22 protein-coding genes are annotated in these 24729 nt (G+C 65.6%); 9 read left to right on the forward strand and 13 right to left on the reverse strand.

What is annotated here, in order from left to right; translation table 11 throughout:
• Positions 1–23 precede the first annotated feature (23 nt).
• Positions 24–2324: an MMPL family transporter gene (locus ACZYZF_RS21715; protein WP_463836793.1), complete on the reverse strand. Its 2301-nt coding sequence runs from the start codon at positions 2322–2324 to the stop codon at positions 24–26.
• Positions 2325–2427: 103 nt separating this feature from the next.
• On the opposite strand from ACZYZF_RS21715, the gene ACZYZF_RS21720 reads away from it, so the two are divergent.
• A complete protein-coding gene (locus ACZYZF_RS21720) occupies positions 2428–3027 on the forward strand; it encodes a TetR/AcrR family transcriptional regulator (RefSeq protein WP_463836794.1) in 600 nt (199 codons plus the stop codon).
• A gap of 130 nt (positions 3028–3157) precedes the next feature.
• On the opposite strand, the gene ACZYZF_RS21725 is transcribed toward ACZYZF_RS21720, so the two are convergent.
• From ACZYZF_RS21725 to ACZYZF_RS21735, 3 genes are all read right to left on the reverse strand, one after another.
• The gene (locus ACZYZF_RS21725) at positions 3158–4390 is read right to left on the reverse strand and encodes an amidohydrolase family protein (protein ID WP_463744367.1); all 1233 of its coding nucleotides are present in this window, start codon (positions 4388–4390) and stop codon (positions 3158–3160) included.
• Positions 4391–4479: 89 nt separating this feature from the next.
• Positions 4480–5628, reverse strand: a complete 1149-nt coding sequence (locus ACZYZF_RS21730) for a thiolase family protein (RefSeq protein ID WP_463836795.1) — start codon at positions 5626–5628, stop codon at positions 4480–4482.
• Complete coding sequence (locus tag ACZYZF_RS21735) at positions 5625–6050, reverse strand: Zn-ribbon domain-containing OB-fold protein (protein WP_463744365.1); 426 nt, start codon at positions 6048–6050, stop codon at positions 5625–5627. The genes ACZYZF_RS21730 and ACZYZF_RS21735 overlap by 4 nt, the downstream gene beginning before the upstream one ends.
• A 119-nt stretch (positions 6051–6169) precedes the next feature.
• On the opposite strand from ACZYZF_RS21735, the gene ACZYZF_RS21740 reads away from it, so the two are divergent.
• Together ACZYZF_RS21740 and ACZYZF_RS21745 are read left to right on the forward strand one after the other, a co-directional pair.
• Positions 6170–8290: a molybdopterin-containing oxidoreductase family protein gene (locus tag ACZYZF_RS21740; RefSeq protein ID WP_463836874.1), complete on the forward strand. Its 2121-nt coding sequence runs from the start codon at positions 6170–6172 to the stop codon at positions 8288–8290.
• 184 nt (positions 8291–8474) lie between these two features.
• Complete coding sequence (locus ACZYZF_RS21745) at positions 8475–9935, forward strand: aldehyde dehydrogenase family protein (protein ID WP_463836875.1); 1461 nt, start codon at positions 8475–8477, stop codon at positions 9933–9935.
• On the opposite strand, the gene ACZYZF_RS21750 is transcribed toward ACZYZF_RS21745, so the two are convergent.
• On the reverse strand, positions 9921–10568 hold the full coding sequence (locus ACZYZF_RS21750) for an NADPH-dependent F420 reductase (protein ID WP_463836796.1): 648 nt from the start codon (positions 10566–10568) through the stop codon (positions 9921–9923). The two genes, ACZYZF_RS21745 and ACZYZF_RS21750, sit on opposite strands and share 15 nt — an antisense overlap.
• Positions 10569–10656: 88 nt before the next feature.
• Here ACZYZF_RS21750 and ACZYZF_RS21755 point away from each other — a divergent pair, with 88 nt between their 5' ends.
• The gene (locus tag ACZYZF_RS21755) at positions 10657–10998 is read left to right on the forward strand and encodes a winged helix-turn-helix transcriptional regulator (protein ID WP_463836797.1); all 342 of its coding nucleotides are present in this window, start codon (positions 10657–10659) and stop codon (positions 10996–10998) included.
• A gap of 10 nt (positions 10999–11008) precedes the next feature.
• Here the strand turns inward: ACZYZF_RS21755 and ACZYZF_RS21760 are convergent, their stop codons facing one another.
• From ACZYZF_RS21760 to ACZYZF_RS21770, 3 genes are all read right to left on the reverse strand, one after another.
• Positions 11009–11704, reverse strand: a complete 696-nt coding sequence (locus tag ACZYZF_RS21760) for a TetR/AcrR family transcriptional regulator (protein WP_463836798.1) — start codon at positions 11702–11704, stop codon at positions 11009–11011.
• 12 nt (positions 11705–11716) lie between these two features.
• A complete protein-coding gene (locus tag ACZYZF_RS21765; RefSeq protein WP_463836876.1) occupies positions 11717–12937 on the reverse strand; it encodes a cytochrome P450 in 1221 nt (406 codons plus the stop codon).
• 102 nt (positions 12938–13039) lie between these two features.
• The gene (locus ACZYZF_RS21770) at positions 13040–13825 is read right to left on the reverse strand and encodes an SDR family oxidoreductase (protein ID WP_463744361.1); all 786 of its coding nucleotides are present in this window, start codon (positions 13823–13825) and stop codon (positions 13040–13042) included.
• Positions 13826–13984: 159 nt separating this feature from the next.
• On the opposite strand from ACZYZF_RS21770, the gene ACZYZF_RS21775 reads away from it, so the two are divergent.
• The gene (locus ACZYZF_RS21775) at positions 13985–15472 is read left to right on the forward strand and encodes an aldehyde dehydrogenase family protein (protein ID WP_463836799.1); all 1488 of its coding nucleotides are present in this window, start codon (positions 13985–13987) and stop codon (positions 15470–15472) included.
• Here the strand turns inward: ACZYZF_RS21775 and ACZYZF_RS21780 are convergent.
• The 3 genes from ACZYZF_RS21780 to ACZYZF_RS21790 are packed head-to-tail and all read right to left on the reverse strand — an operon-like array spanning position 15456 to position 18764.
• A complete protein-coding gene (locus ACZYZF_RS21780) occupies positions 15456–17102 on the reverse strand; it encodes an acyl-CoA synthetase (RefSeq protein WP_463744359.1) in 1647 nt (548 codons plus the stop codon). The genes ACZYZF_RS21775 and ACZYZF_RS21780 overlap by 17 nt on opposite strands.
• A gap of 25 nt (positions 17103–17127) precedes the next feature.
• Complete coding sequence (locus ACZYZF_RS21785; RefSeq protein WP_463744358.1) at positions 17128–17745, reverse strand: cysteine hydrolase family protein; 618 nt, start codon at positions 17743–17745, stop codon at positions 17128–17130.
• A complete protein-coding gene (locus ACZYZF_RS21790) occupies positions 17742–18764 on the reverse strand; it encodes a Rieske 2Fe-2S domain-containing protein (protein WP_463744357.1) in 1023 nt (340 codons plus the stop codon). Before ACZYZF_RS21790 ends, ACZYZF_RS21785 begins: the two co-directional genes overlap by 4 nt.
• A 195-nt stretch (positions 18765–18959) precedes the next feature.
• Between ACZYZF_RS21790 and ACZYZF_RS21795 the strand changes: the two genes are divergently transcribed.
• On the forward strand, positions 18960–19394 hold the full coding sequence (locus ACZYZF_RS21795; RefSeq protein ID WP_463744356.1) for a nuclear transport factor 2 family protein: 435 nt from the start codon (positions 18960–18962) through the stop codon (positions 19392–19394).
• On the opposite strand, the gene ACZYZF_RS21800 is transcribed toward ACZYZF_RS21795, so the two are convergent.
• A complete protein-coding gene (locus tag ACZYZF_RS21800; protein WP_463836800.1) occupies positions 19391–20299 on the reverse strand; it encodes an LLM class F420-dependent oxidoreductase in 909 nt (302 codons plus the stop codon). The genes ACZYZF_RS21795 and ACZYZF_RS21800 overlap by 4 nt on opposite strands.
• A 79-nt stretch (positions 20300–20378) precedes the next feature.
• Between ACZYZF_RS21800 and ACZYZF_RS21805 the strand changes: the two genes are divergently transcribed.
• Genes ACZYZF_RS21805 through ACZYZF_RS21815 form a run of 3 tightly spaced genes read left to right on the forward strand, consistent with a single transcriptional unit; the run spans position 20379 to position 24095 of the window.
• Positions 20379–21398, forward strand: coding sequence for an NAD-dependent epimerase/dehydratase family protein (locus ACZYZF_RS21805; RefSeq protein WP_463836801.1), 1020 nt, complete (start codon positions 20379–20381; stop codon positions 21396–21398).
• Positions 21395–23023 carry a flavin-containing monooxygenase gene (locus ACZYZF_RS21810; protein WP_463836802.1) on the forward strand — a complete coding sequence of 543 codons (1629 nt, stop codon included), beginning with the start codon at positions 21395–21397 and terminating at the stop codon, positions 23021–23023. Before ACZYZF_RS21805 ends, ACZYZF_RS21810 begins: the two co-directional genes overlap by 4 nt.
• Positions 23019–24095, forward strand: coding sequence for an alpha/beta hydrolase family protein (locus ACZYZF_RS21815; RefSeq protein WP_463836877.1), 1077 nt, complete (start codon positions 23019–23021; stop codon positions 24093–24095). The genes ACZYZF_RS21810 and ACZYZF_RS21815 overlap by 5 nt, the downstream gene beginning before the upstream one ends.
• Here the strand turns inward: ACZYZF_RS21815 and ACZYZF_RS21820 are convergent.
• Complete coding sequence (locus tag ACZYZF_RS21820) at positions 24078–24686, reverse strand: TetR/AcrR family transcriptional regulator (protein ID WP_463836803.1); 609 nt, start codon at positions 24684–24686, stop codon at positions 24078–24080. The genes ACZYZF_RS21815 and ACZYZF_RS21820 overlap by 18 nt on opposite strands.
• Positions 24687–24729 lie beyond the last annotated feature (43 nt).

Below are 24729 nucleotides of genomic sequence, written 5' to 3' on the forward strand. Positions count from 1 at the left end.
TGGCGTTTCGGCGGGATGGATGGTCAGACTTCGGCCAGCTGCTTGTTGAGCTGATCGCCCTCGATGTCGAGGTTGGGCAGAACCCGCTCCAGCCGCTTCGGCAGCCACCAGGCCTTCTCGCCGAGCATCGACATCACGGCAGGGACGATGGCCATCCGAACCACGAAGGCATCGATCAGGACACCGAATGCCAGCGCGAATCCGATCTGCTTGATCATCGGATCGCCGTTGAACACGAATCCCGCGAACACCGACATCATGATCACCGCAGCTGCCACCACGACCCGGCTGGCCTGGGTGAAGCCGTGGGTGACCGCGTCGTCGCCCCGGTGGCCGTGCACATGCGCTTCCTTCATCGACGACACCAGGAACACCTGATAGTCCATTGCGAGCCCGTAGAGAACACCGATCACGATGATCGGCAGCAGGCTCAGGATCGGTCCGGTCGCGCTCAAGCCGAACAACTGTTGGAACCAACCCCATTGGAACAGGGCGGTGGTGGCGCCGAACGTGGCCAGGACACTGAGCAGGAATCCGACGGTGGCCTTGACGGGCACGGCGATCGACCGGAACACCAGCAGCAGCACCAACAGCGACAGGCCGACGACTACACCGATGTAGAGCGGCACCGCATCCGCGAGGCGATCCGTCGTGTCAACGCCCATCGCGGTGATACCGGTGACACCGAGGTCGACGTTGCGCAACTCGCTCAGTGGGCCGGCGTGCGCCCGGATGTCGCGAACCAGTTGGGCGGTCGCATCGTCGGTGGGTCCGGTGCTCGGCACCACCGAGAACAGGGCGAATTCCTCATTGTCACTGACCTTTTGCAGACTCACCGAATCGACGCCGGCCACCCGTCGCAGATCGTTGTTGGTGTCGACCAGGTCGGATGTAGTGAGCTTGGCGTTGCCCGCCGCCGGCTCGGCGACGACCACGAGCGGCCCGTTGTAGCCCTCGCCGTAGTGGCTGGAGACCAGGTCGTAGCTCTCGCGCTGCGGCGTGCCCTGGTTGTAGCTGGCACCGGCGGGCAGCCCCATCGACATGCTGAGTGCCGGCAGCGCGAGCAGTGCGGCGATCACCACGCCGCCGATGGCGACCGGAACCCGGTGGCGCAACACCGCGCCGACCCATGCGGTCGCGAAACGGTGGTTCGCACCGTGTTCGGCGGACTGCGTGCGCCGCGCTTTGTCGGAGCAGACCCGCTCGCCGACCAAGCCGAGCAGTGCCGGCAGCAGGGTGAGTGCGGCGATGACCGCGACGACGACGGTGGCTGCGGCGGCCAGCGCCATCGGCGTCAGCAGTGAGATGCCGACCACGGTCAGGGCAACCAGCGCGATCACCACGGTGGTGCCGGCGAAAACCACTGCACTACCGGCTGTTCCGAGCGCCCGCCCGGCTGCCTCGGCGGCGCTGAGCCCCTTGTCGATGATCAGCCGGCGCTGGCGGTTCACGATGAACATCGCATAGTCGATACCGACCGCGAGGCCCAGCATCAACGCCAGCACGGCGGTCATCGACTGCATGTTGACCAGGTGGGAGAACAGGAATGTTCCGCCGACACCGACTGCCACCGAACTCAATGCGGTGGCTAGGGGCAGACCGGCGGATACCAGTGAGCCGAGGGTGACGACCAGAACCAGGGCGGCGATCGCCAGGCCGACGACTTCGCCCACGCCGACGATTTCGGGCATCTCGACCATGCTCGCCGACGGCAGCACGTTGATCCCGGTAGCGGAGACCGCGTCGCGCGCGGCATCCACCGCAGCTTCGACGGTGCCCGACGGAAGTTCGGCAGTCTGCTTGTCGAACTGGAACTGATACAGCGCGGCCGCGCCATCCGCGGAAACCACCACGCCCGGGACGGGTTGCCCGTTCATCACCAGCGGGTGCGGCGCGTCGTCAGCCGCGGGCGCCGCCAGTTGGGTTTTCGCGATGGCCGCCGACGCGGCCAGGGTGGGACTCGCCGGGCCCTTCGCCAGCTCGGCCTGCGCCAGTGCGCCGGGGTCGAGCACATGCTCGGAGCGCGACACCGAGTCCACGGCACGCAGCATTGCAGCGCGGTTGTCGCCGTCGTCCATGCGCTGTCCTTCTGGGGCGGCAAAGGCGATCAAGCCCTGCCCACCCGAGGATTCGGGCATGCGCTGCGCCAGTTCATCAATGACCTGTTGCGCGGGTGTGCCGTTGATGCGCATTTCGTTGGAGATCTTCGGTGGGTTCGCCACGAGCAGTCCGGCCATGACAGCGACGAGCGCCAGCCAGCCGCCGATCACGAGCCAAGGTCGACCGAAGGCGAAGCGGCCCAATCGATACAGATAGGTGGACATATAAGTGAGAGTAGGCTCTCAATATGGGAGTAGGCTATCGTTTGTAGCGAACCCCATTCTTGGTGCACGAACATGACCTGCGCCACGCTTCCCAGGAACGGATATGCCTGCTCGAGCCGACCGCCGTCGTTCTGACGCATATGCCAACGAGAGCCGCATCGTCGCGGCCGCCCGCGAGATCTTTGCGGCCGATGGTGCCGCTGCGACGTTGACTCAGGTAGCGGCACGTGCGGGCGTCGGCAATGCGACCTTGTACCGCCATTTCCCGAACCGGCAAGCGCTGGCGGCGGCGGTGTACGAGGACGCGTTCGCCACCGAGGTGGAACCGGTGATCCTGGCGCTGATCGACAGCGACGCTCCGCGTGAGGCATTCATCGACGTGATCGAGCGGCTGGCCGAGCTCATGTACGCGCAGCGCCCGCTGGTGCCTTCACTGGATCACCTCACCGAGCTGACCTCCCGGCTGTTCAGCCGCAAGCGCGAACTGCTTGAGGCCGTGGTGGCACAGGGGAAAGCTGCCGGGGATCTGCGCGCCGACCTCACTGTTGACGATGTGCCGACGTTCGTTGCGATGGTGACCGCTGCATCCGTTGCGCTCGACCAACCGCCGCAATTGCGCCGTCGGTACCTGAGCTTGATGCTCGACGCCCTCAATCCCGCTGACGCCCAGCCACTCCCGCCGTGGACACACGAGGGTGTCTAGCCGGTCGGCGCCGGGCGGGTTGCACGGGACCCAGTACGGGCGGGGGAGCTGACGGCGCGATCTGCAGATCGCCGTCCTGGTGAAGCCAGTGGCGCGCATCCTTGCCGAGGCAATCTCCCGGCAAACTCAACTAGACACTGGTCATTGCCGGCGGTTTCACCGCGCCCGGATCGGGGTTGGCGATCGGCAGGCCCATGAACCGTCGCGCGTTGTCGCCCATGAAGTCATAGGTGCGGCGGATGTCCATGCCCTCGGCGTACTTCCAGAAACCCTTCGGCTCGGCCAGCCCCTCGGGGTGCGGGTAGTCCGATCCGAACAGCACCTTGTCCCAGCCGACCGTTTCCACCACATCGGATACGCAGCCTTCCCAGAATGGGCTGACCCAGATGTTGCGGCGGAACACATCATGCGGATGTTCGGGGAAGTTCTGCGGCATCTTCTTGTACAGGTCGGCGAAATCGTGGAACAGCGGGAAGATCCAGCTGCTGCCGTTCTCGACGCTGGCGATGCGCAGCTTCGGGAACCGGGTCAGGGTGCCGTGGCAGATCAGGGCGGTGAGCATGTCCGCGATCTCGCGATGCCCCAGGACCATCCAGCGGAATGCGCTCTGCGCCATGAAGTTCTGGGTGTAGGGCGGTTCCCACTTGTTGACGTAGTCATCGAGCGGCGGGTAGCTGGCGTGCAGCACGATCGGCAACCCGGCGGCCTCGACGTCACGCCAGAACGGGTCGAACTCTGGCAGGGCGGGGGAGCGCCAGCCGTGCAGACCGTTGACGGGACCGGGTTTTATCAACGCCACCCTGCCGCCGTGCTCGAGGATCCATTCCAATTCGCGCTGTGCCGCATCGACTTCGGAGAGGTTGATGATGGGTGTGGAGAACACCCGGTTGTCGTAGTCGAACGTCCAGTGTTCGAGGATCCACTCGTTGAGGGCGTGGACGATCGCCAGGGTCAGTTGCGGATCATCGGCACTGGAGTGTTCGACCAGGCTGCCCAGGGTGGGATAGTTCAGCGCCTCGACGACGCCTTGGCGGTCGAGCTCTTTGACGCGGTCCTCGGGGTTACGCGTGGACGCAGGGGCCTCGATGGCCTTGCCCTGCATTTCCCGCAGAGTCTGACCCTCGGTGTTCTCCCCGGCGAAGAACTTTTCGTGCGCGCCCGGGGCGGCGACGCGTTCGAAGGTCGGGTTGGGGATGAAGTCGGTGACCCGGTTATTGATCACGATGCGGGTCTGACGGCCGAACTGGGCATACTGCACGGCGCGGCTGTACTGCTCGGGCAGGAACTTCGTCAGCGCATCGCCGGTCTCGTACATGTGCTGGTCGGCATCGAAAACCGGTGCGTCCCTGAACTGTTCAGTCATTTGGTGGTCTCCCTATCCGGCGAGCAGACGCAAATGTCCCGGAATTCTCGGCGTGTCGGGTACATATGCGTCTGCTCGCGCTATGAAAGTCAGAGTGTCAACACGGTCGCGGCGGCGGTACCCGGGGCGCCGTAGAGCTGTGCGAAGCCGACGCGTGGGTTGCCGGGCACCTGGCGATCGCCCGCTTCGCCGCGCAATTGCCGTACCAGTTCGTGGATCTGGCGCAGACCCGAGGCACCGATCGGTTCGCCGTTGGCGATCAGGCCGCCGTCGGTGTTGACGGGCAGTGATCCGCCGATCTCGGTGGCGCCGTCGGCCAGAAGTTTCTCCTGGTCGCCGTCGGCGCAGAATCCGCATTCGGCCATGTGGATGATCTCGGCGCCGGCATCGGTGTCCTGCAGCTGCACGACGTCGACGTCTTCTGGTGCCACTCCGGCTTTCTCGAAAGCGGCCCGCGCGGCATACACCGTCGGCGCCACATCTTCGGTGACCGGTGCGCAGGTGGTGTTGACCTCATATGCGCCGTAGCGTCGGGTCCGGACCTCGACGGCCTTGAGGTAGACCGGCTTGTCGGTGTAACGGTGGGCGATGTCGGCGCGGCACATGACTATCGCGGCCGCACCTTCGTCAGGCGCGCAGAACATGTACTGGGTCAGCGGGTAGTTGAGCACGGTCGAGTTGAGGATGTCGTCCTCGCTGATCGGCTTGCGCCGGAACGCGTTCGGGTTCAGCGCGCCGTTGCGGAAGTTCTTGTTGGCGACCTTGGCCAGAGTGCGCTGCGAGATGTTGTGCTCGTGCAGGTAACGGTTGGCCTTCATCCCGAAGAACTGCGTGGTGAGGTACTGGCCGTTCTCGGCGTACCAGCTGGGCATCCCCACCAAAGACGGGTCTTCGGTGAACGCGCCGCGGGGGTGCTTGTCGAGGCCCACTGCGATGCCGATGTCATAGTCACCGAGGCGGATTCCGTCCGCGCACACCTTGGTGGCACTCGCCGCCGTGGCGCACGCGTTGAACACGTTGGTGAACGGAATGCCGGTCAGTCCGACCATCCCGACGATGGCGTCGGGGTTGGCCACCGTCCAGCTGCCTCCCGTTGCAGCGCCGATGTCTTTCCAGTCCACACCGGCGTCGGCGACCGCCGAGAAGATGGCGTCCACACCCATCGCCATCGCGGACTTGCCCTCGAATCGGCCGAACGGATGCAGGCCGACGCCGATGATGGCTACGTCGTTGGTCATTTGTCAGAAACCTCCGGTGTGAAGGCGAATGTGACGACCTCGGTGCCGTCTTCTTCTGCGGTGAACGGGATCATGGTGAGTTCGACGTCTTGGCCGAATTGCAGTTTGGCGGGGTCGTTTTCGGTCAGGCGACCTTCGACCCGGATCACGTCTCCCAGCTGCACCAGCCCAACTCCGAAGGGCACGAAGTCTTTTCCGCCTGCTCCTTTGTAGGGGGCGCCGGGTGGGAACCCCTGGGTGGTCCAGGCGACCAAGGTGCCGCGGCGAGGGAGCAGGATCTCCTCGGTGTTGCCGCCGGAGCACTTGGGGCAGCGGGCCTGGGCGGGGAAGGTGGTGGCCGAGCAGTCAGCGCAGCGGCTGCCGATCAGCTGCGCGTCCGCGTCGGGCCAGGTGGAGATCTCCGGCGCCAGAGCCTTCTGCATACGTCCCGTCCTCCGTGTTCAAGCCAAAAGGGTATAGCAACTGTAACTCTTACAGTAACCTAGTATCGGTGATCGAGAACAAGCCCACGTTCTGCAGAATCTGCGAGCCCCTGTGCGGCATGATCGCCACCGTCGAGGACGGCAAGCTCACCGCGTTGCGCCCGGACAAGGAACACCCGTTGTCGGCCGGGTTCGCCTGCCAGAAGGGCATCGCGTTCTCCGAGGTCGTCAATGATCCGGATCGCGTCACCACCCCGCTGCGACGCACCGGAGGCGGTTTCGAACCGGTCACCTGGGACGAGGCACTCGACGACATCGCGGTCAGACTCACTGAGATCCACCGGCGGCACGGCTCGGGAGCGTTCGCCTGGTACATGGGCAATCCCGCGGCATTCAGCTATTCGCACCTGTTCGCGGCGATGGGCTTCGCGAAGGGCATCGGCGGCGACAGTCATTTCTTCAGTTCGTCGACGCAGGACACCAGTAGTCGTTTGCTGGCCAACCAGTTTCTCTACGGTGCGCCGTTCCCGGTACCCATTCCGGATCTGATGCGTACCGATCTGCTGGTCATGCTCGGCGCGAATCCGGTGGTGTCCCATGGCAGTTTTCTGACCGCGCCGCGCATCAAAGACCGCATGCACGACATCGTGAAGCGCGGCGGACGGGTCGTGGTGGTCGATCCGCGACGCAGCGAGACCGCCGCCCAGTTCGAATGGCTCGGGATCATCCCGGACGCGGATGCGTACTTGCTCCTGTCGATTTTGCAGGTGCTGTTCGCCGAGGGGTTGGTCAGCGCGAGGGCCCGGACTCAGGCCGACGGTCTGGACTGGCTGCACGAGCAATGTGCACCGTTCACCCCGGAACACACTCGGGGGCACACGGGCATCGATCCGGAGATTGTTCGCATGCTGGCCCGCGATCTCGCCGCCACCCCACGGGCCGCGGTTTACGGTCGGCTGGGCACCTGCGTCGGCCGCAATGGCACGTTGACCACTTACCTGCTGGACGCGGTCAACCTTGTCGCGGGCAATCTGGACACCCCGGGAGGCAGCGTGTTCAGCACGCTGGGCATCCCCGGTCAGAAGTGGGGCTCGATGGCCATGGGCGCGTCGCTGCGCCGGAGCTACCGCACCAAGCGCACCCGCGTGGGCGGGTTCCGTTCCGTGATCGGGGCAGAGCCTGCGGCGTTCATGGCCAAGGAGATCACGATGCCCGGCCAGGGCCAGGTCAAGGCGATGTTCATCGGCGCCGGTAACCCGGTGCTGTCGGTTCCCAACGGCGTAGAAATGGAAGATGCGCTGGAATCCTTGGACCTCTCGGTGGGGCTGGACCTCTACGTCAACGAGACCACCGCGCACTGTGACTACGTGCTACCGGTCACCTCGATGTACGAGCGCGACGACTTCGCCGTCACGTTCCAGATGTTCCAGGCCACCCCGTTCCGTCAGGCCACCGACGCCGTGGTGGCACCACGTGGTCAGGCGCGCACCGAGTGGGACATCGTCGTCGACCTGATCGGCAGGATGGGTGTCCGCACACCGGTTTTCGTTGCGCTTCGGCTGGCGGCCAAGCGGGCGACGCGACGTGGGAAGCGGCTCAACCCGCGCCCGATGATCGACATGATGATCCGGATGGCCGAGGGTGGTGACCGCTTCGGGCTGCGCCGTGGCGGGTTGACCTTCCGCCGCCTGGCCGAAGAGCATCCGCACGGTGTGGTGGTGGCACCGAACCTCCGTACCGGCGTGCTGAACGAAGTAGTGGTGTACCCGAAGGGGCGGATACGGCTCGCGCACGACGACATCGCTTCCGAAATCGCCGCGATGTCGGGACGAGTCGCACCCGACGGGTATCCGCTGCGCATGATCGGAATGCGCGAACCACGCTCGGAGAACTCCTGGCTGCACAATTCGCCGTTGCTCATGCGCGGCCACAAGATCCATCGAGCACTCATGCATGCCGAAGACGCTGCGGCGCGGCACCTGGCCGACGGTGACGAGGTGCGGGTGCGTTCGCCATACGGCCAGATCGACATCGCGGTGGCGCTGACCGACGACATCGTGCGCGGCACGGTGGCAATACCGCACGGATGGGGCCACAAGGGCAGCGGCGGCTGGCAGATCGCCAACCAGGCCGGCGGCTCCAACGTCAATCAATTGATGTCGAGTGACCCGGCCGATGTCGAGGCGCTGGCCGGCATGTCCTGGCTGACGGGTGTGCCGGTGCAAGTGGAACGCTGCTGACTCCGACGGGCCGCGAAACGGCATTCCGGCAGGTGCACACCCGAACTTTCGCTGCTGGAATGCCGTTTCGGCGGCGGATGGGATTACTGTAAGTGTTACAGTTGCGAGCGTGAGCGAAGTCGTGGACGAGGTCGTCACCAGTGTGGAGGTCGGGCGGCGCGCTGCGGCCCGGGCCGAGAAGCGCATGCTGGTCGACGGTGAACTGGTGGCCGCGGTGGCCGGTGCCGAATTCGACAACGTCAGCCCGGCAACAGGTCTGGTGCTGGGCGTGACCGCCGCTGCCGGTGCGCAGGATATGGATGCCGCGATCGGTGCGGCCCGGCGCGCATTCGACGAGTCCGACTGGAGCACCAACCGAGGCCTGCGCCGGCGCGTGCTGGCCCAACTGCAGGACGCCATCGAGTCTGAAAAAGATGATCTGCGTGAAGAATTGATCGCCGAGGTGGGCTGTCCGGCGACGACGACGGAGAATGCGCAGCTCGACTGGCCGCTGGCCGATGCGCTGCGATACCCGGCCCGGCTGATCGACGAGTTCGAGTGGGAACGCACGCTCGACGGCGGCGGGCTGTTCGGTGAGCGCAATGCCCGCACCGTAGTCAAAGAGGCGGTCGGGGTGGTCGCCGCGATCACCCCGTCGAACTTCCCGATCGAGGTGATCCTCAACAAACTCGGACCGGCGCTCGCCGCAGGAAATACCGTGGTGCTCAAACCTGATCCGAACACACCATGGAACGCCACCCGGCTGGGCAGGCTGATCGCCGAGCGTACCGACATGCCACCCGGCGTCGTCAACGTGGTGCCGACTCCGTCCAACGAGGTGGCCGCGCAGTTGGGCACCGATCCACGCGTCGACATGGTGTCGTTCACCGGGTCCACGGCCGTCGGCAGGCATCTGATGCGAGCCGGGGCCGACACGATGAAGCGCACCTTCCTGGAACTCGGGGGCAAGTCCGCGATGATCGTGCTCGACGACGCCAAGCCGGGCCACATCATCCCCGGCGCCATCGGGGCGTGCGTGCACGCCGGGCAGGCGTGTGCGGCCAACACCCGGATGCTGGTGCACCGCAGCCTGTTCGACGAGGCCGTGGCCAATGTGACCATGGCATTCGGCGCGGTGCCGGTCGGCGACCCCGCGCTGACGACCACGCTGGTCGGCCCGCTGATCAGCGCGGTTGCCAAGCAGCGCGTGCTAGAGGCCATCGACGGTGCCCGCCGCGACGGCGCCGAGATCGTGGTGGGCGGCGGGGAGGTCGCGGGGTTGGCCGATCACCTGCGCGACGGCCACTTCGTCGCACCCACCGTCATCGTCGGGGCCGATCCTGGGGCGGCCATCGCCCAGGACGAAGTGTTCGGGCCGGTGCTGGTGATGCTGCCGTTCGACGATGACGACGAAGCGGTGCGGATCGCCAACGACAGTGCGTTCGGCTTGGCCGGTGCGGTGATGTCGGCGTCGCCCGACCGGGCGATGGCGATCGCCCGGCGGATCAGGACCGGCGCCATTGGTGTCAACGGCGGCATGTACTACGGCGCCGACGCCCCGTTCGGCGGGTACAAGAACAGCGGAGTCGGAAGGCAGTGCGGCATCGAGGGTTTCGCGCAGTACACCGAAACGAAGACGATCGGCTGGCGGCTACCGCGCCAGTAGGGCAGGCTGCACATCCGGAACGGCGAAGCGCGGATTCGCTCCGGCCGCCACTACGCGCATCACGAACGCGGCGGTTTCTTCGGCCTGCCGGGCAGCGTCGAGTCCGCCCAGGACTGCCGTGCGCGCATTCAGGTCAGCGATCAACGCCCCGACCACCCGCAAGGCGCCGGCGTCATCACCACAGATCGCGACCACGGGCGAGCTGTCCTGCGGGCCGGTGAACGGCCATGAAGCACCGGCGAACAGGTGCAGTGCCTTGACCACGTGGGCGCCGACCGCGAGGCGGGCGACGAGTTCGGCGGCCGACCCGGATTTCGGGAGCAGTCGTCCGCTCGGGTAGTCCACCGGATTGGTGCAGTCGACAACGGTCTTCCCCGACAACGCCGCGTTCGGGCCGCCGACGAGAGCCAACCCGTTCTCCAATCCGTCCCAGGCGATCGCGATCACGATGACGTCGGCCTGCCCGGCCAGGTCGGACGGATCGATCGCCGTTGCCGCGGGGCCGATCTGAGTCGCCGCGGCCCTCGCACGGTCTGGGCTGCGTCCCCCGACCACGATGGCGTGTCCGGCTGCTGCCCATGCCGTTCCGAGCGTGACCGCCAGGTTCCCAGTCCCCAAAAGTCCGATGTGCATGGCTGTCTCCTTCGTCGAGTGATGTCACGGCGACGCTAGGCGGCGCATTCCTACCGATCGGTGGGCTACGTGGTGGAACACTGGTCCGGTGATCGAGGGGAATTGCCAGGCGTTCGTTTCCGACTGTCACGTACGCGCCGCCGTCGCGCTCATCAGCCATGCTTGGGACCCGGTGGTGCTCTCGGCGCTTCGCCTCGGCCCAACCCGCCGCAGTTTCCTGCTACACCGAATCGCGGGCGTCAGTGACAAAGTCCTGACCGAATCCCTCCGCCGTTTGACGTCGCGCGGCCTGATTGCGAGGTCAGCCGACGATTCGCGGCCTGAGGCCGCCGTCTACGAACTGACAGATTTGGGTGCCTCATTTGCACGAGGGCCGCTGGCACACCTTGCCCGGTGGGCGGCGGAGAATCAGGCCGAACTGTCAGCGTGAGGCAGGCGGACTAACGGCTCGACAAGCATGCGTCGGCCCGGTCGAGGATGCTGTCGAGGATGTGGTCGAAGTTGACGTGGTCGGCCATGCCGATCCGGTACCCACGGCCGGGAATCGAGGCGATCAACGGCATCGCTTCGGAGTCGATCACCTGTTCCCAATACTCACGGGGGAATTGGACCTCGGGTGTGCGGCTCTGTAATCGTTGCAACACGGCCGAACTCCGCACCAGCACCGAGACAGCCGTGTAGGTATCGAAGGCCTGTTTGGCGGTGAGCCCTGCCGCCACCAGTGCTGCCACCGGCTGTTCGATCTTCTCCAGTGCGGTGCGCGCCGCCGGAATGCCCCGAGTGCCGCGGATCAGGATGAGGTCGCACACAATTGGATTGCTCGTGAACATCTCGCGCATCCGGTGGGCGTGGGCGCGCAGCGACTCGCGCCAGGTGGCGGGCTCGATGGCCAGCACGCTGAAATCGTAATCGAGCAGGATGCGCTCGGTCATGGCATCGAGCAGCTCATCCTTGCGGCGGAAGTACCAGTAGATGCTGGTCACTCCGACATCGAGGTGGCGGGCCAGCTGCGGCATACTGAGGTTGTCGATCGATACCTCGTCGGCGATTTCGAAAGCGCCGCGCAGGATCTCGTCGATACTGATCGACCCGCGCTCGCGGCGTCGGCGACCACGGGTGCTCGCGGGTCTGACCATGACGGCGCCCTTCTAGCGGACCGGCTCGAACGTGACGGGTATGTCTGTGGGGGAGCGGAACGGCTGGCCGAAGATGTGCGGGTCGTCGTCGGTGACCAGCTCGAGGTTGCGCACCCGGGAAAGTAGGCTTTCCATGGCCACCCGGGTCTCCATACGGGCCAGGTGCAACCCCATGCAGGTGTGTTCGCCTGCAGCAAAGGTGATGTGCGGCAACCGCTTCCGGAAAATGTCGAACTCCTCGGGCCGTTCCCAGCGATTCTCGTCACGGTTCGCCGACCCGATGCAGACGTCGATGACCGCGCCGGCGGGCAGCGCCACACCGTCGAGTTCGGTGTCCTGGCTGGCCGAGCGTTGCACGGTGGTGAGGGGAGTTTCGTAGCGCAACCCCTCCTCGATGGCCGCGTCGATCAGCCCATGGTCGGCCTGTACCGCAGCGAATTGCTCAGGATGGGTGAGGAGCAGATAGATCAGATTGCCCGAGGAGCGGTAGGTGGTCTCCAGGCCGGCGGGCAGGAGCAAGCGAAGGAAGGAGAAGATGGCCTCGTCGGTCAGCTTCTCGCCGTCGATCTCCGCGGTGACCAGATCGCCGATGATGTCGTCGGTGGGCCTGGACCGGCGAAGTTCGATCTGCCCGAGGAAGTAGTCCTTGAGCGCCGCGGAGGCCTCGAAAGCACGCTTGTATTTCACCGTGTAGCTGATCAGTTCGACGGCGCGCTGACGGAACCAGGGCAGGTCTTCTTCGGGTAGTCCGAGCAGTGTCGAGATCACCCGGGTGGGGAATTCGAAGGTGAAGTCGCGCACCAGATCGGCGCTCCCGGTGTCGATGAATTCGTCAACCAGTGCCTCGCAGATCGGGCGCACGATCTCGGGTTCCCAGCGCTGTAGGGATCGCGACTTGAACGCGGCCGAGACCAGGTTTCGATGGTCGCGGTGGGTCTTGCCCTCCATGGCCAGGATGGTGGGACCGATGAACAGCCCGATGGTGTTGTCGTAGATCTTCGAGTTGAAGGACTTGCCGTCCCGGAACACAGTATTGACCGCGTCGAACGATACTGCGGCGAATTGATGTTCCGGCAGAAGGGATTCCGGCGTCTTGGACCAGTCCATCACCGAGCCGCGGAACACGCCGTGCCTGGCGCGGTGCCGCGCGAAGATCGGGTACGGATCGCGCAGCAGGGTGGCCGTATCGACGACGGACTCGCCGGCAGTTTCGTCAGAAGCGACAACCTGCACTTGACTATCCACAGCTCACCTCAACCGCTCGGAACGGACCGATCACACTGATGCATATTACTGTAAATATTACAGTAACGGAATCGACGCGGGTCGGAACAGTCAGAGCGGGATCGGGGCCCCGTTGCTCATCGACGCGATGAAACCGGCGTCGACCTGGATGTCCTGACCGTTGATCCAACGCGCCTCAGGGGAGGCCAGGAAGCCGATCAGCGGGACCACGTCGTCGACGGTGGCGTGCCGGCCGACTGTGGCACGCACCAGGTCGAGCACGTCTTTGCCCATGGTCTGTTCGAAGTCGGTCAGGATCGGCGTCTCGACCGGGCCCGGGCTGACGGTGTTGACCCGCACGCCGTACTTGGTCCAGGCCGGGCCTGCCACCCGCTTGACGAACAGGATGGCGGCCTGCTTGGAAGTGGTGTACACCGGGAAATTCGGATCCTGGCCGGCTTGCCACTGCGCCACCGCATCCCCATCGGTCAGTTCGAGAAGCCCGTCCAGCACGTCGACGCGCTGCTGCCAGCCCAGAGCCGCGGTCGAGGCCACCGTGACGATCGACCCGCCGTGACGCAGGAGCGGCAGCATGCCCTCGGCCATCAGTCGCATGCCGAGATAGTTGACCTTGAGCACGTCGGCGGCCGGCGCGGTGCCCGGAACCCCGGCGACGTGCGCGAGCATGTCCCAGCCGTCCCCGATCTCACCCAGAAGTCGCGCGATGTCGCCGGCATCCCGAAGGTCGCAGGTCGCATGCTCCGATGCCGGGGTGTCGTTGGTGCGCAGGTCGACCGCGAGTACGTGGTCGCCCCGCTCGAAGAAGTGCGCCGCGGTGGCCGCTCCGATTCCGGATCCGGCTCCGACGACGACGATCCTGCGCGCGGTTTCCGACATGCCCAACCTCTCACCGAATGAACGACAGTAAGGATGACTGTAAACAATTCGGGCTAGCCGGACAATCGGCTCCTACCTGCTTGACGGGTGCTACCGTGAGCCTTACCGGAGGGACCTTCGGGATGTGGGCGACGCGTGCCTGGCGAGGGGACGGAATCGATGAGTGCGCTGGAGGAGCGCGCTGGGGTACAACCGCAGCGCGACGGTCTCGACGAGGTGCTGGCTGCCCAGCGCTGCTCTTTCATCGCCGATGGGTCGCCCGATATCGCGCTGCGCCGCAACCGTATTGACCGGCTGCTCGCGATGGTCCTCGACAACTCGGAAGATTTCGTCGCCGCTACCGCTGCCGACTATGGGTCACGTTCCCGGTCGGCGGCGTTCTTCGCCGAGATCCTCGGCATGCTTTCGGTCATCGAGCACACCAGAGCGCATGTGCCGCAATGGATGCGCGCGACCAAGCTGATGCGGGCAGCCCGGTTCGCGGGTCTGCGCGCCGAAGTGCTGCCGAGCCCGCTCGGCGTGATCGGCGTGATCGGTCCGTGGAACTTCCCGATCCAACTGACGGTGCTGCCCGCGGCGGCCGCATTCGCCGCAGGCAACCGGGTGATGATGAAGATGTCTGAGGTCACGCCACGTACCGCCGAACTGATGGCGGCGACAGTCCCGAGGTACTTCGATCCGACCGAGTTGAGAGTCGTGACCGGTGGGCCGGATGTCGCCGCTGAGTTCGCGGGCCTGCCGTTCGACCACCTGTTTTTCACCGGCTCGCCTTCGGTGGGAAAGCTTGTCGCCCGGGCCGCGTCGGACAACCTCGTTCCCGTCACGCTGGAGCTGGGGGGCAAGAACCCGGTGATCGTGGCGCCCGGCGCCGACATCGAACGGGCGGCCAATCGAATCGCCCAGGCGCGCATGGTCAATGGCGGTCAGGTGTGTGTATGCCCTGACTATGTCTTCGTACCGGAAGCTGAGGTCGACCGGTTCGTCGCAGTGGCGCGCAAGACCTTGACCAAACTGTTTCCCACCGTCGTGGGCAATCCCGACTACTGCTCCTCGGTGAACCAGGCCAATTTCGACCGCGTCGTCGGCCTGATCGCGGACGCGCGTGCGCACGGGGCCCGAATCGATTCCGTGGTCCCGGCGGGGGAAGTGCTGCCCGATCCGGGCTCGCGCAAGATCGCGCCGACCATTGTGCGTGACGTCGATGACCGGATGCAGATCGCGAGCGAGGAAGTGTTCGGTCCCGTGCTGATGGTCCGCGGCTACGCCGGCCTCACCGAGGCGGTCGACCACATCAACGCCAACCCGTCACCGTTGGTGGCGTATTGGTTCGGTCCCGACAACGCCGATTTCCGGCACTTCGTCAGCCACACCCGCAGCGGTGGGGTGGCCCGCAATGACTTTGCCGCGCACATGATCCCGTCCGACGCCCCGTTCGGTGGCGTCGGCCGCAGCGGCACCGGCGCCTACCACGGCAAGGCCGGCTTCGATGCATTCAGCCACTACCGCACCGTGGTCGGCAGTGACCTGCCATTCAGTGTCACGGGGCAGGCGGCGAGGCCGTTCAGCGCGGCCATGCGGGTCAGCGCGGACCTCAGCCTGCGACGGGCCCGCAGCCGGACCGCCGCCCGGCTCAAGAAGTTTCGCTGAGCGCCTGCTCGCGGGCCCACCGGTAGTCGGCTTTACCGGCCGGGCTGCGCTCGATGACCGGGCGGAACACCACGGCCTTGGGCAGCTTGTAGCGGGCGATCGAGGTTTCGGCGTGCGCGATGAGCTCGTCGGCCCCGGCCACAGCACCCTGGGCCAGTGCCACGACAGCCACTACCTCCTGTCCCCAGCGCTCGCTGGGGCGGCCGGCGACGACGACGTCCTGCACCGCCGGGTGCGAGGCGATCGCGGACTCGACCTCCTCGGCGAAGATCTTCTCGCCGCCGGAGTTGATGGTCACCGAATCGCGGCCTAGGAGTTCGATTGCACCGCTGCCCAGATGGCGGGCCCGATCGCCGGGCGTCGCGTAGCGCACGCCGTCGATCACCGGGAATGTCGCCGCAGTCTTGGCGGCATCGCCCTTGTATCCCAGTGGCACGAACCCTCGCTGCGCCAGCCAGCCCAGCCCCTCGTGGCCGGCGGTCAGGACCGCGGTGAAATCCTCGGTCACCACACAGGTGTCGGGTCCGGCGTTGAACGTTCCGGTCGACACCGCACCGGGAGCAGACATGTGGCTCATCTGGGCGCCGGTCTCCGATGACCCCACTCCGTCGACGACGATGAGATTGGCCTTGGCGTCGATGAGTTGCTGTTTGACGTAAGGGGTCAGCTGCGCTCCGCCGTTCGCCACGACCGACAGAGACGACACGTCTGCGGTGCCACCCTTGATCGCATCCAGCAGCGGGCGGGCCATTGCGTCACCGACGACGGTGGCCACCAGTACCTGTTCGCGTTCGATGGTGCGCACCACGTCGTCGGCATCGAAACGATCGACCACACTGGGGAATACGAGGGTCTGGCCGGTGGTGATCGCGGTCATCGCGGCCCATTGCGCGGCACCGTGGATCAGCGGTGGGAGGATCATCAGCTTGGTGCCGGGATTCTCGGCCGCACGGCCGACGATTTCCTCGACGGACTGTGACTTGTCCCCGGTCATCATGTTGCGTCCGCCGAACGCGGTCATGAAGATGTCGTGCTGGCGCCACAGCACGCCCTTGGGCATGCCGGTCGTGCCGCCGGTGTACAGGACGTAGAGGTCGTCCGGGCTGGGCTCCACGGGTGCGTACACGGGCGTCGGGGTGTCGGCCACGATCGTGTCGTAATCGACTGCTCCGTGGAGCAATTCGTTGCCGGATCCGTCGGCGATCTGGATCAGGACCCGCAGAGCAGGCAGTTCGGGCAGCACCTCGGCCACCCGGGGTGCGAATGCCGCGTGATACACCAACGCCGACGCCCCGGAATCGGCCAGCAGGTATTGCAATTCGTTCTTGACGTAACGGTAGTTGACGTTGAATGGAGCGACTCTGGACCGGAAGGCACCGAGCAGCGATTCGACGAACTCCGGTCCGTTGTAGGCATAGATGCCCAGTAGGTCCTGACCTACCTCATGGCCGGCCAGGTCACCACGTTCGGTCTGTGCTCCCAGACCGCGCGAATGCAGGTATGCCGCCAGGCGATTCGACCGGTCGACGACCTGGCGGTAGCTGAAGCGCCGGTCGCCCTGGACTATCAGGGAGCGGTCCGGTATGGCGGTGGCGACGGCCTCGGCGACGGCCGGAACGGTGAACTGCACGGGGCTCTCCTAGCGGCGGGTTTGGTCAGCGCTGCCAGACACGCAGCAGGTCTTCGGTGGTGGTGACGGTGGCAAGAAGGGACAGCGTATTGTCGATCACCGCGTCGGCATAGGCCGTCGGAATTCCGGCTACCGCATCGCGTGGCAGTACCACCCGGTACCCGGCGTTGACCGCGTCCATCACCAGGTTGGTGATCGCGATGTTCACCGAGACGCCGACGGCCACGATCGTGCGCACGCCGAGATTGCGCAGGACGGCATCGAGGTCGGTGCCACCCATCGGCCCCAGGCCGTGCCAGCGGGAGAGCACGAGATCATCTGGCTCCGGGCCGAATTCGGGCAGTAGTGCGGCGCCCGGGCTGCCTGGCAGTATCCCCACGTCGCTGCGGCCGATGGCGAAGATCTTGGCGTTGTGGTTGGAGCCCAATCCATCCGGGCGCCGCTGCACCAGGCAGTGCACCACCTGTGTGGAGACCGCCCGCGCGACGGGTAACAGGCGGGCGATGTTGGGCAGCGCCTCCCGGCGGGCCTCATCGGCCAATGCGGCCAACCCGGCGTCAGGACCGACCACCGCGCCCTGGCATTCCTGGGTGATGATCGCGGTGTGCTCGGGTGCGACCAGCTCGCTCAGATCGGGTCTCATACGCCGGCGACAGCACTCTCGACCGGGGGCACCTCATAAAACTGGGTGGCCCACTTGCGCATCGCCATATAGGGTTTGGCGTCGATCTTGGCCAGCGGGGGATGCTCGACGTACTTCTGATAGCGCCAGATGTCGCAGTCTTCCCACACGGTCTTGAGGAACTGCTTCTCGACCTTTGCGCGGACGTGATCCGGTGGGATGTCCGACCCGGAAGCCGTGCCTGATTCTTTGGGCCACCAGATTGAATAGAACATGTCCGACACCTCGTCGTCGACCGGAGTGCAGGCGAAGATCAACCGGTGGTTGGACGAGCCCTCAAAGGCGCTCATCGCGAAGCCGAGTCCGGAGAAGTGGCTGTGGATTCGCAGTGCCATCTTGTTCGGGTCGTCGCTGCGGGCGTCGGGCCAGCCGGTGAGAAAGCGCCATTCCTCGTCGACATGTTCCCAGTGCAGACACACCGGAGTCACGCTGGCACCGTGTACGTAGCGGAAATGTGAACTGTCCGGCCCATTTTCGGCCACGATCTGCGGGTGCACCGGGATGGCGTCGGCCCGGCTGGAGAACTCCGGGTAGGGCCGGTAGTACGCGTCCGGATCGGTGTTGAACTGAGGGAACTTGTGGAAGATGTCGGGCAGCTCCCACTGCGGCTCCAAACCGGCGGGCTGGTACCACATGAAGATGCAGCCGTACTGTTCCTTGACCGGGTAGGACCTAAGCCGGAGACCACGGTTGGGCTTGTCGGGCTGATACGGAATGTAGGTGTTGTTGCCCTCCGGCCCCCAGCGCCAGCCGTGGAATGGGCACTCCACGCAATCGCCGACGACCTTGCCGCCGTGACCGATGTGGGCGCCGAGATGCTTGCAATGGGCTTCCAGTACATGCAACTCGCCGGACTCGTCGCGGTACGCCGCGAGGTCCTCGCCGAAGTACTTCAGCGCACGCACGTCGCCGACCTCGTACTCGGCCGACCAGCCGATCATGAACCAGCCGGTGACCTTCCAGGTGAACGGCACTTTCATGGCCGCCTGCCTCCCTGTCTCCACTGCTCTCGCAATACCTACGGAAGACATTACAGTAGTCATTTCTGGATAGGGAAGATGCGGTATCGTCGCATCCGCCGAAACCGCATTCCGGCAGGTGCGCTCTCGCACTTTTCCTGCTGGAATACCGTTTCGGCGGGTGTACTTTTCCGCAACCAACCAGGAGGTGACCCGTTGTCCGACGACATCGAGGCGATCAAGCAGCTCAAAGCCCGCTATTGCCGGTTCCTGGACACCAAGGACATCGATGCCTGGCGGGGATTGTTCGTCGACGACGTCGTGGTGACGCTCGACATGGCTGTGTCGACCGGCGGTGCAGATCCTCAGACGGCCCCACCGTTGAAGAGCTTTGACGAGTTCTTCCCGGTGGTCTGGGGTGGGGTGGAGAACGCGGCGACCGTCCACCACTGCCACACCCCGGAGATCATGCTGACCTCTGACACCACCGCGACTGGCATCTGGGCCATGGAGGACATGTTGTTCTTCCCCGATGGCGGCGAGTTGCACGGGGCCGGCCACTATCACGAGACCTACGAAAAGCGTGACGGCACATGGCGGATCACCAGCCTGCACCTGACCCGGACTCTGTTGAAGTTCACGACGGCTTAGCCGATCACCATTTCGCCGAACGCCTTGATGTAGTCGAGCGCGGCAGTGGGGCTGCTGCCGTCCACATGCACGACCGCCCAGGTGGCGCCGTGGCCGGCGAGTTCAGCCATTGCCTCTCGTGCCGCGCGAAGTGACGCCTCGTCGTCCAGATCCGTATGCGGACACACGACCTGGATGTCGACGGAGTGCGGGTCACGGCCGGCGTCGGCGAGGCGGTCGCGCAGTCGCTGCACGGCAGTGGCGAATTGCTCGGCGTCTTCGATGGCGGTTGTGCGCATCGTCGTGGCCATGCCTGCCCCGGCGATGATCGGCATCCACCCGTTGCCGTGCTCGACCACGCGCCGGATCGCGGCGGCGCCGTTTCCGCCGATCCAGATCGGGGGATGGGGCTGCTGCGCCGTGTGCTGCAGCGAGACCGGGCCCACTGCGCCGAAACCCACGCCGGCAAAAGGGTGTTCGGGTTTCGTCCAGATGGAACGCAGCGCCGCCAATGCTTCGTCGAGCAACTCGGCGCGTCGGTCGATGTCGACGCCCAGCGCCGCGAACTCTGATCGCAGATAGCCCGCACCGACGCCGGCGATCAACCGGCCGGCGGAGATCAGGTCCAGGCTGCCCAGCGCCTTGGCCGACAGGTACGGATTGCGGAATGGCAGTACGTACAGATTGGTCATCAGCCGGATGCGTGTGGTGGCGGCCGCCATGAAACTCAGCGCGGCGATCGGGTCCAGGGTGTTGTGGCCGCCGTTGATCCGCCATTTGACCGAAGGGGCCGGATGTTCGCTGAGGGCGACGGCCGAGAAGCCCGCGGCTTCGGCCTGGGTAGCGACCGCGCGGATGGCCCCGGGCTGCAGGAAATCGTCAGGTGCGGTGGGCAGTTCGCTCGGGTATTCCAGGGTGTATTTCAAACGATCTCCCCATATCGTCACACTACTGTAACGATTACAGTAACATCCATGGCCGATCGTCAGACGGGATGGAGCAGCGATGGATGGCCGACGGAAAGTACTCGTCATGGGCGCAAGCGGAAACATCGGGGCCTGCGTCACCCGCCAACTTGTCGAGCGCGGCGACGATGTGCGGGTACTGCTGCGTAAGAGCAGTTCCACCAGAGGCATCGACGGCGTCGACGTCGAACGCTGTTACGGCGATATCTTCGACACCGACGCAGTAGCCGCTGCCATGGCCGATCGAGATGTCGTCTTCTACTGCGTGGTCGACACTCGCGCCCACCTCTCAGATCCGACGCCGCTGTTCTCCACCAATGTGGAGGGCCTGCGCAATGTGCTCGACGTGGCGGTGAATGCCGACCTGCAACGTTTCGTGTTCCTGTCCACCATCGGGACCATCGCGATCAGTGACGACGGTGCAACCGTCGACGAGGACACCCCGTTCAACTGGGCGGGGAAGGGGGGACCGTATATCGAATCCCGGCGTCAGGCCGAAGGTCTGGTGCTGTCGTACGCGCGTGAGCGTGGCCTGCCGGCCGTGGCGATGTGCGTGTCCAACCCGTACGGACCGCCGGATTGGCAGCCGAAGCAGGGTGCTTTGATCGCCTTGGCGGCGTTCGGCAAGACACCCGTGTACATCCGCGGGGTAGGTGCCGAGGTGGTCGGCATCGATGACGCTGCAGCAGCACTCGTCCTGGCTGCCGAGCACGGGCGCATCGGCGAACGCTACATCGTCTCGGAAAGCTATATGACCCAACGGGAGATGTTCACCGCAGCCGCCGAGGCAGTAGGCGCCCGACTGCCCAGGTTCGGGGTGCCGATGGCATTGGTCTACGCGGTCGGTTGGCTCGCCGGCCTGTCCAATCGGTTCTTGGGCACCGATCAGCCGATGAACCTCACCGCCGTCCGGCTGTTGTGGCTGACCTCCCCGGCGGACCACGGCAAGGCCACGCGTGACCTGGGGTGGAAACCGGCGCCGACGGCGGAATCGATCGGCCGCGCTGCCCAGTTCTACGTCGACCGAAAGAACCGCAACGAGAAGGTCATCGATCTGTGAGTGCCACGGATTCAGACTTCGCCTTTGATGTGGTAGTCGTCGGTGCCGGGTTCTCCGGCCTGTATGCGCTGCACCGGCTCCGCGAAGCGGGGCTGCGGGTGCGGGTTCTGGAGAAAGCCGATGATGTCGGCGGCACCTGGCTGGTCAACCGCTATCCGGGTGCGCGCTGTGACATCGAGAGCATCGAATACTCCTACAGCTTCAGCGACGAGATCCAGCAGGAGTGGGTCTGGACGGAGACGATGCCGGCTCAGCCGGAGATCGAGGCGTATCTGAACTTTGTCGCCGACCGGCTCGACCTTCGCCGTGACATCGCATTCGGTACCGAGGTCGTGGCGATGACTTTCGACGACGGCATCGCTCAGTGGGCGGTCACCACCGCCGACGGTCAGACTCTGCGCACATCGTTCGTGGTGGCTGCCACCGGAATCCTCTCAGTCCCACTCGAACCCGACATTGCGGGGATGGGGAGCTTTACCGGCACTTCCTTGTTCACCAGTCGCTGGCCACGCGACGGCATCGATCTGACCGGCAAGCGGGTCGGGGTGATCGGCACCGGGTCCACCGGGGTTCAGCTGATCCCGGAGGTAGCCGGGCAGTGCGACCATCTCACGGTGTTCCAGCGGTCCCCGGCGTTCACCCTGCCGTGGCAGGTCCGGTCCTTCGAACCCGGGGAACTCGACGCGCTCAAGGCTGATTACGCGGCCATCCGCGCTGCGCAGCGGGAACATCCGGTCGGGGCGGCTCGGCTCAGTGCGTTCTCGGTGCTCCTCGAGATGCTGGTGCGGCCTCCGGTGAAATCGGCCACGCCAGAGGACAAGCGGCGCGCGGTCGAGGAACACGGCGTGATGGGCGCCCTGAATTGGGGTGACGTCTTCTTCGACATCGACGCCAACCAAATGGCCACCGAGCTGTACGGCCAAGCCGTCGCCCAGATCGTCACCGACCCGGAAACCGCGGCCTCGTTGACCCCCAGCCATCCCTTCGCGTGCAAGCGGCCGATCATCGATCAGGGCTACTACGAGACGTACAACCGCGACAACGTCACCCTCGTCGATCTACGCAAAGGTGCCATCCGTGAGGTCACTCCGACTGGGATCTCCACCGAGCAAGGCGATTTCGATCTCGATGTGATCGTGTACGCCACCGGCTTCGACGCGATGACCGGCGCGTTGAGCCGCATCGACGTGCGCGGCCGGAATGGGTTGGTGCTGGGGGAGTACTGGGCCAAGGAGGGCGCGTTGTCCTACCTGGGCCTGGCGGTGGCCGGCTTCCCCAACCTGTTCACCATCCAGGGGCCGGGAAGTCCCTCGGCGGCCACCAATTTCGTGGCCGCTCTGGAGCAACACGTCGAGTGGATCGCGGACTGCATCGCGTATCTGAGCGCCGGTGGGCACCGGAGCATCGAGGCAACGCCGCAGGCGCAGGCGGAATGGGTCGAGCACACCACGGCCTTGGTGGCGCCCACGGTGCTGATGCACCCGAGCTGCAACTCCTGGTACAACGGCGGCAACGTGCCCGGCAAGAAGCGGATGTATCTGGGCTACACCGCGGGTATCCCCGAGTACCGTCGCCGCTGTGACGAGATCGCTGCTGACGGCTACCCGGGATTCACCATTGATTAGAGCCGCCCGCGTCGCCTGGGAACTCGGCGGCGTGGTGCCTCGCTCGGTCGGCGCCCTGGCGGGTCAATGGAATCCGCTGTCGGTCACCGGTCTGCGTCAGCTCGGTGAGGTCACCCTCGATGAGCTGGTGGTCACCGGTATGACCCTTACCGGGCCGCCGCCACAATTGCCACGACCGCTGCGCGACTATCAGCCGGTGGCCGACGAACTGGCCGCACTCGGCATCGATGGGGCGCACCCCTGCCCGGATACCCTTCAGGTCAAGCACATCCGGCCGCGCCGGTTCGGTGCACTGACCTTCGAGGAGCTGGTGTTCGACCACGAGCCCGCGCTGCCGGCCTCGGTTCTGGCGGACGGTCACGGTGGTGTGGCTACGGCCCGGGTGCGGCTGTATCGCTGCGGCGACGATCTGCGACCCTGGCTGGTCTGGGTGCACGGCGCGGGCCAGGGCGATTCGATGGACCTGCTGGTGGCCAGGGTGCGGCAGTTGCGGGACCTCGGATTCAATGTGGCGCTGCCCGTGCAGCCCGGACACGGCCCGCGGCGCGGTTCCTGGCCGGAGTATCCCGCTCGCGATCCGCTGGCCAATGTGGCCGGCATGATGCGCGCGGTGTCGGAGGTCCGGGCACTGATGGGCTGGCTGGAACCGCAGGCATCCTGGATCGCGGTCGCCGGACTCTCGCTGGGTAGTGCGGTGGCAGCGCTGGTTTCGCATCTGGATACCCGGGTCGGCGCGGTGGCGCTGTATACCCCAATCTTGGGTCTCAACGCGATGATCGGGATGCACCTGGGGCGCTGGGGATCGGCGGGACAGCAATCCGCGCGAGATCTGCAGTCGGCCACAGTGGCGGCGATGACCTCAGTGATCGACCCGCTGCGCACCCGTCCGCATGCTGACCGGCGCCTCATCGTCGGTGCCTGGCATGACCAGATGGCCATGCGCAGTTCGGCACTGGCGATGCACGAGCAGTGGGGTGGGGAACTCTACTGGCACGATGGCAGCCATGTCGGGCACTTGTTTTCCGGAGCGGTGCAGGATGTGACCGAGCGGTTCCTAACGGCCGTAGCTTGACGTGATCCGCGCTCGCACACAATCGATCTCGTGGTCGAGATCGTGATCCTCGGGCAGGACCACCCACTGGAACGCGATACCGAAGATCGATCCGGTGATGTCCCGGAGCGCCAAATCGACATCGATGTCGGGTCGCAGAGAACCGTCTGCGATACCCACCCGCAGCCCGGCTTCGATCTTGACAGCCGCCCCGGCCAATTGGGCGCGCACCCCGTCGCGCAACGGCGACGTGGTCTTCGCGGCCTCGAAGGCCGACACGAACATGGCTCTGGTCACCGCTGCATCCTCGGCGTGAATCTCCTGCACGCGGTCGAAATGCGCCAGCACCTGCTGTAGCCCGGTGGCGCCGGGTTCGGCCTCGGGATTCAGGCGCGCCACATACACCTCCTGGAAGGCGTCGAGGATGGCGTCCTTGCTGCCGTAGCGGGCATGCACCATGGCCCGGCTGTACCCGGCGCGCCGGCCGATCTCAGCGGCGGTTGTTGCCTCCCAGCCCTTTTCGACGATCAACTCGGCGGCAGCCTGCAGTAACCGGCGCGAGGACTGCTCGACGCGCTCCGGCTGGGTGAGTCCCTGGGCTGGGGAAGGCACCCTTGCATATTAGACGGCCGACAACTAACTTAGTTGTTCGGCG

The organism is Mycobacterium sp. IDUB_24 (assembly GCF_055419385.1).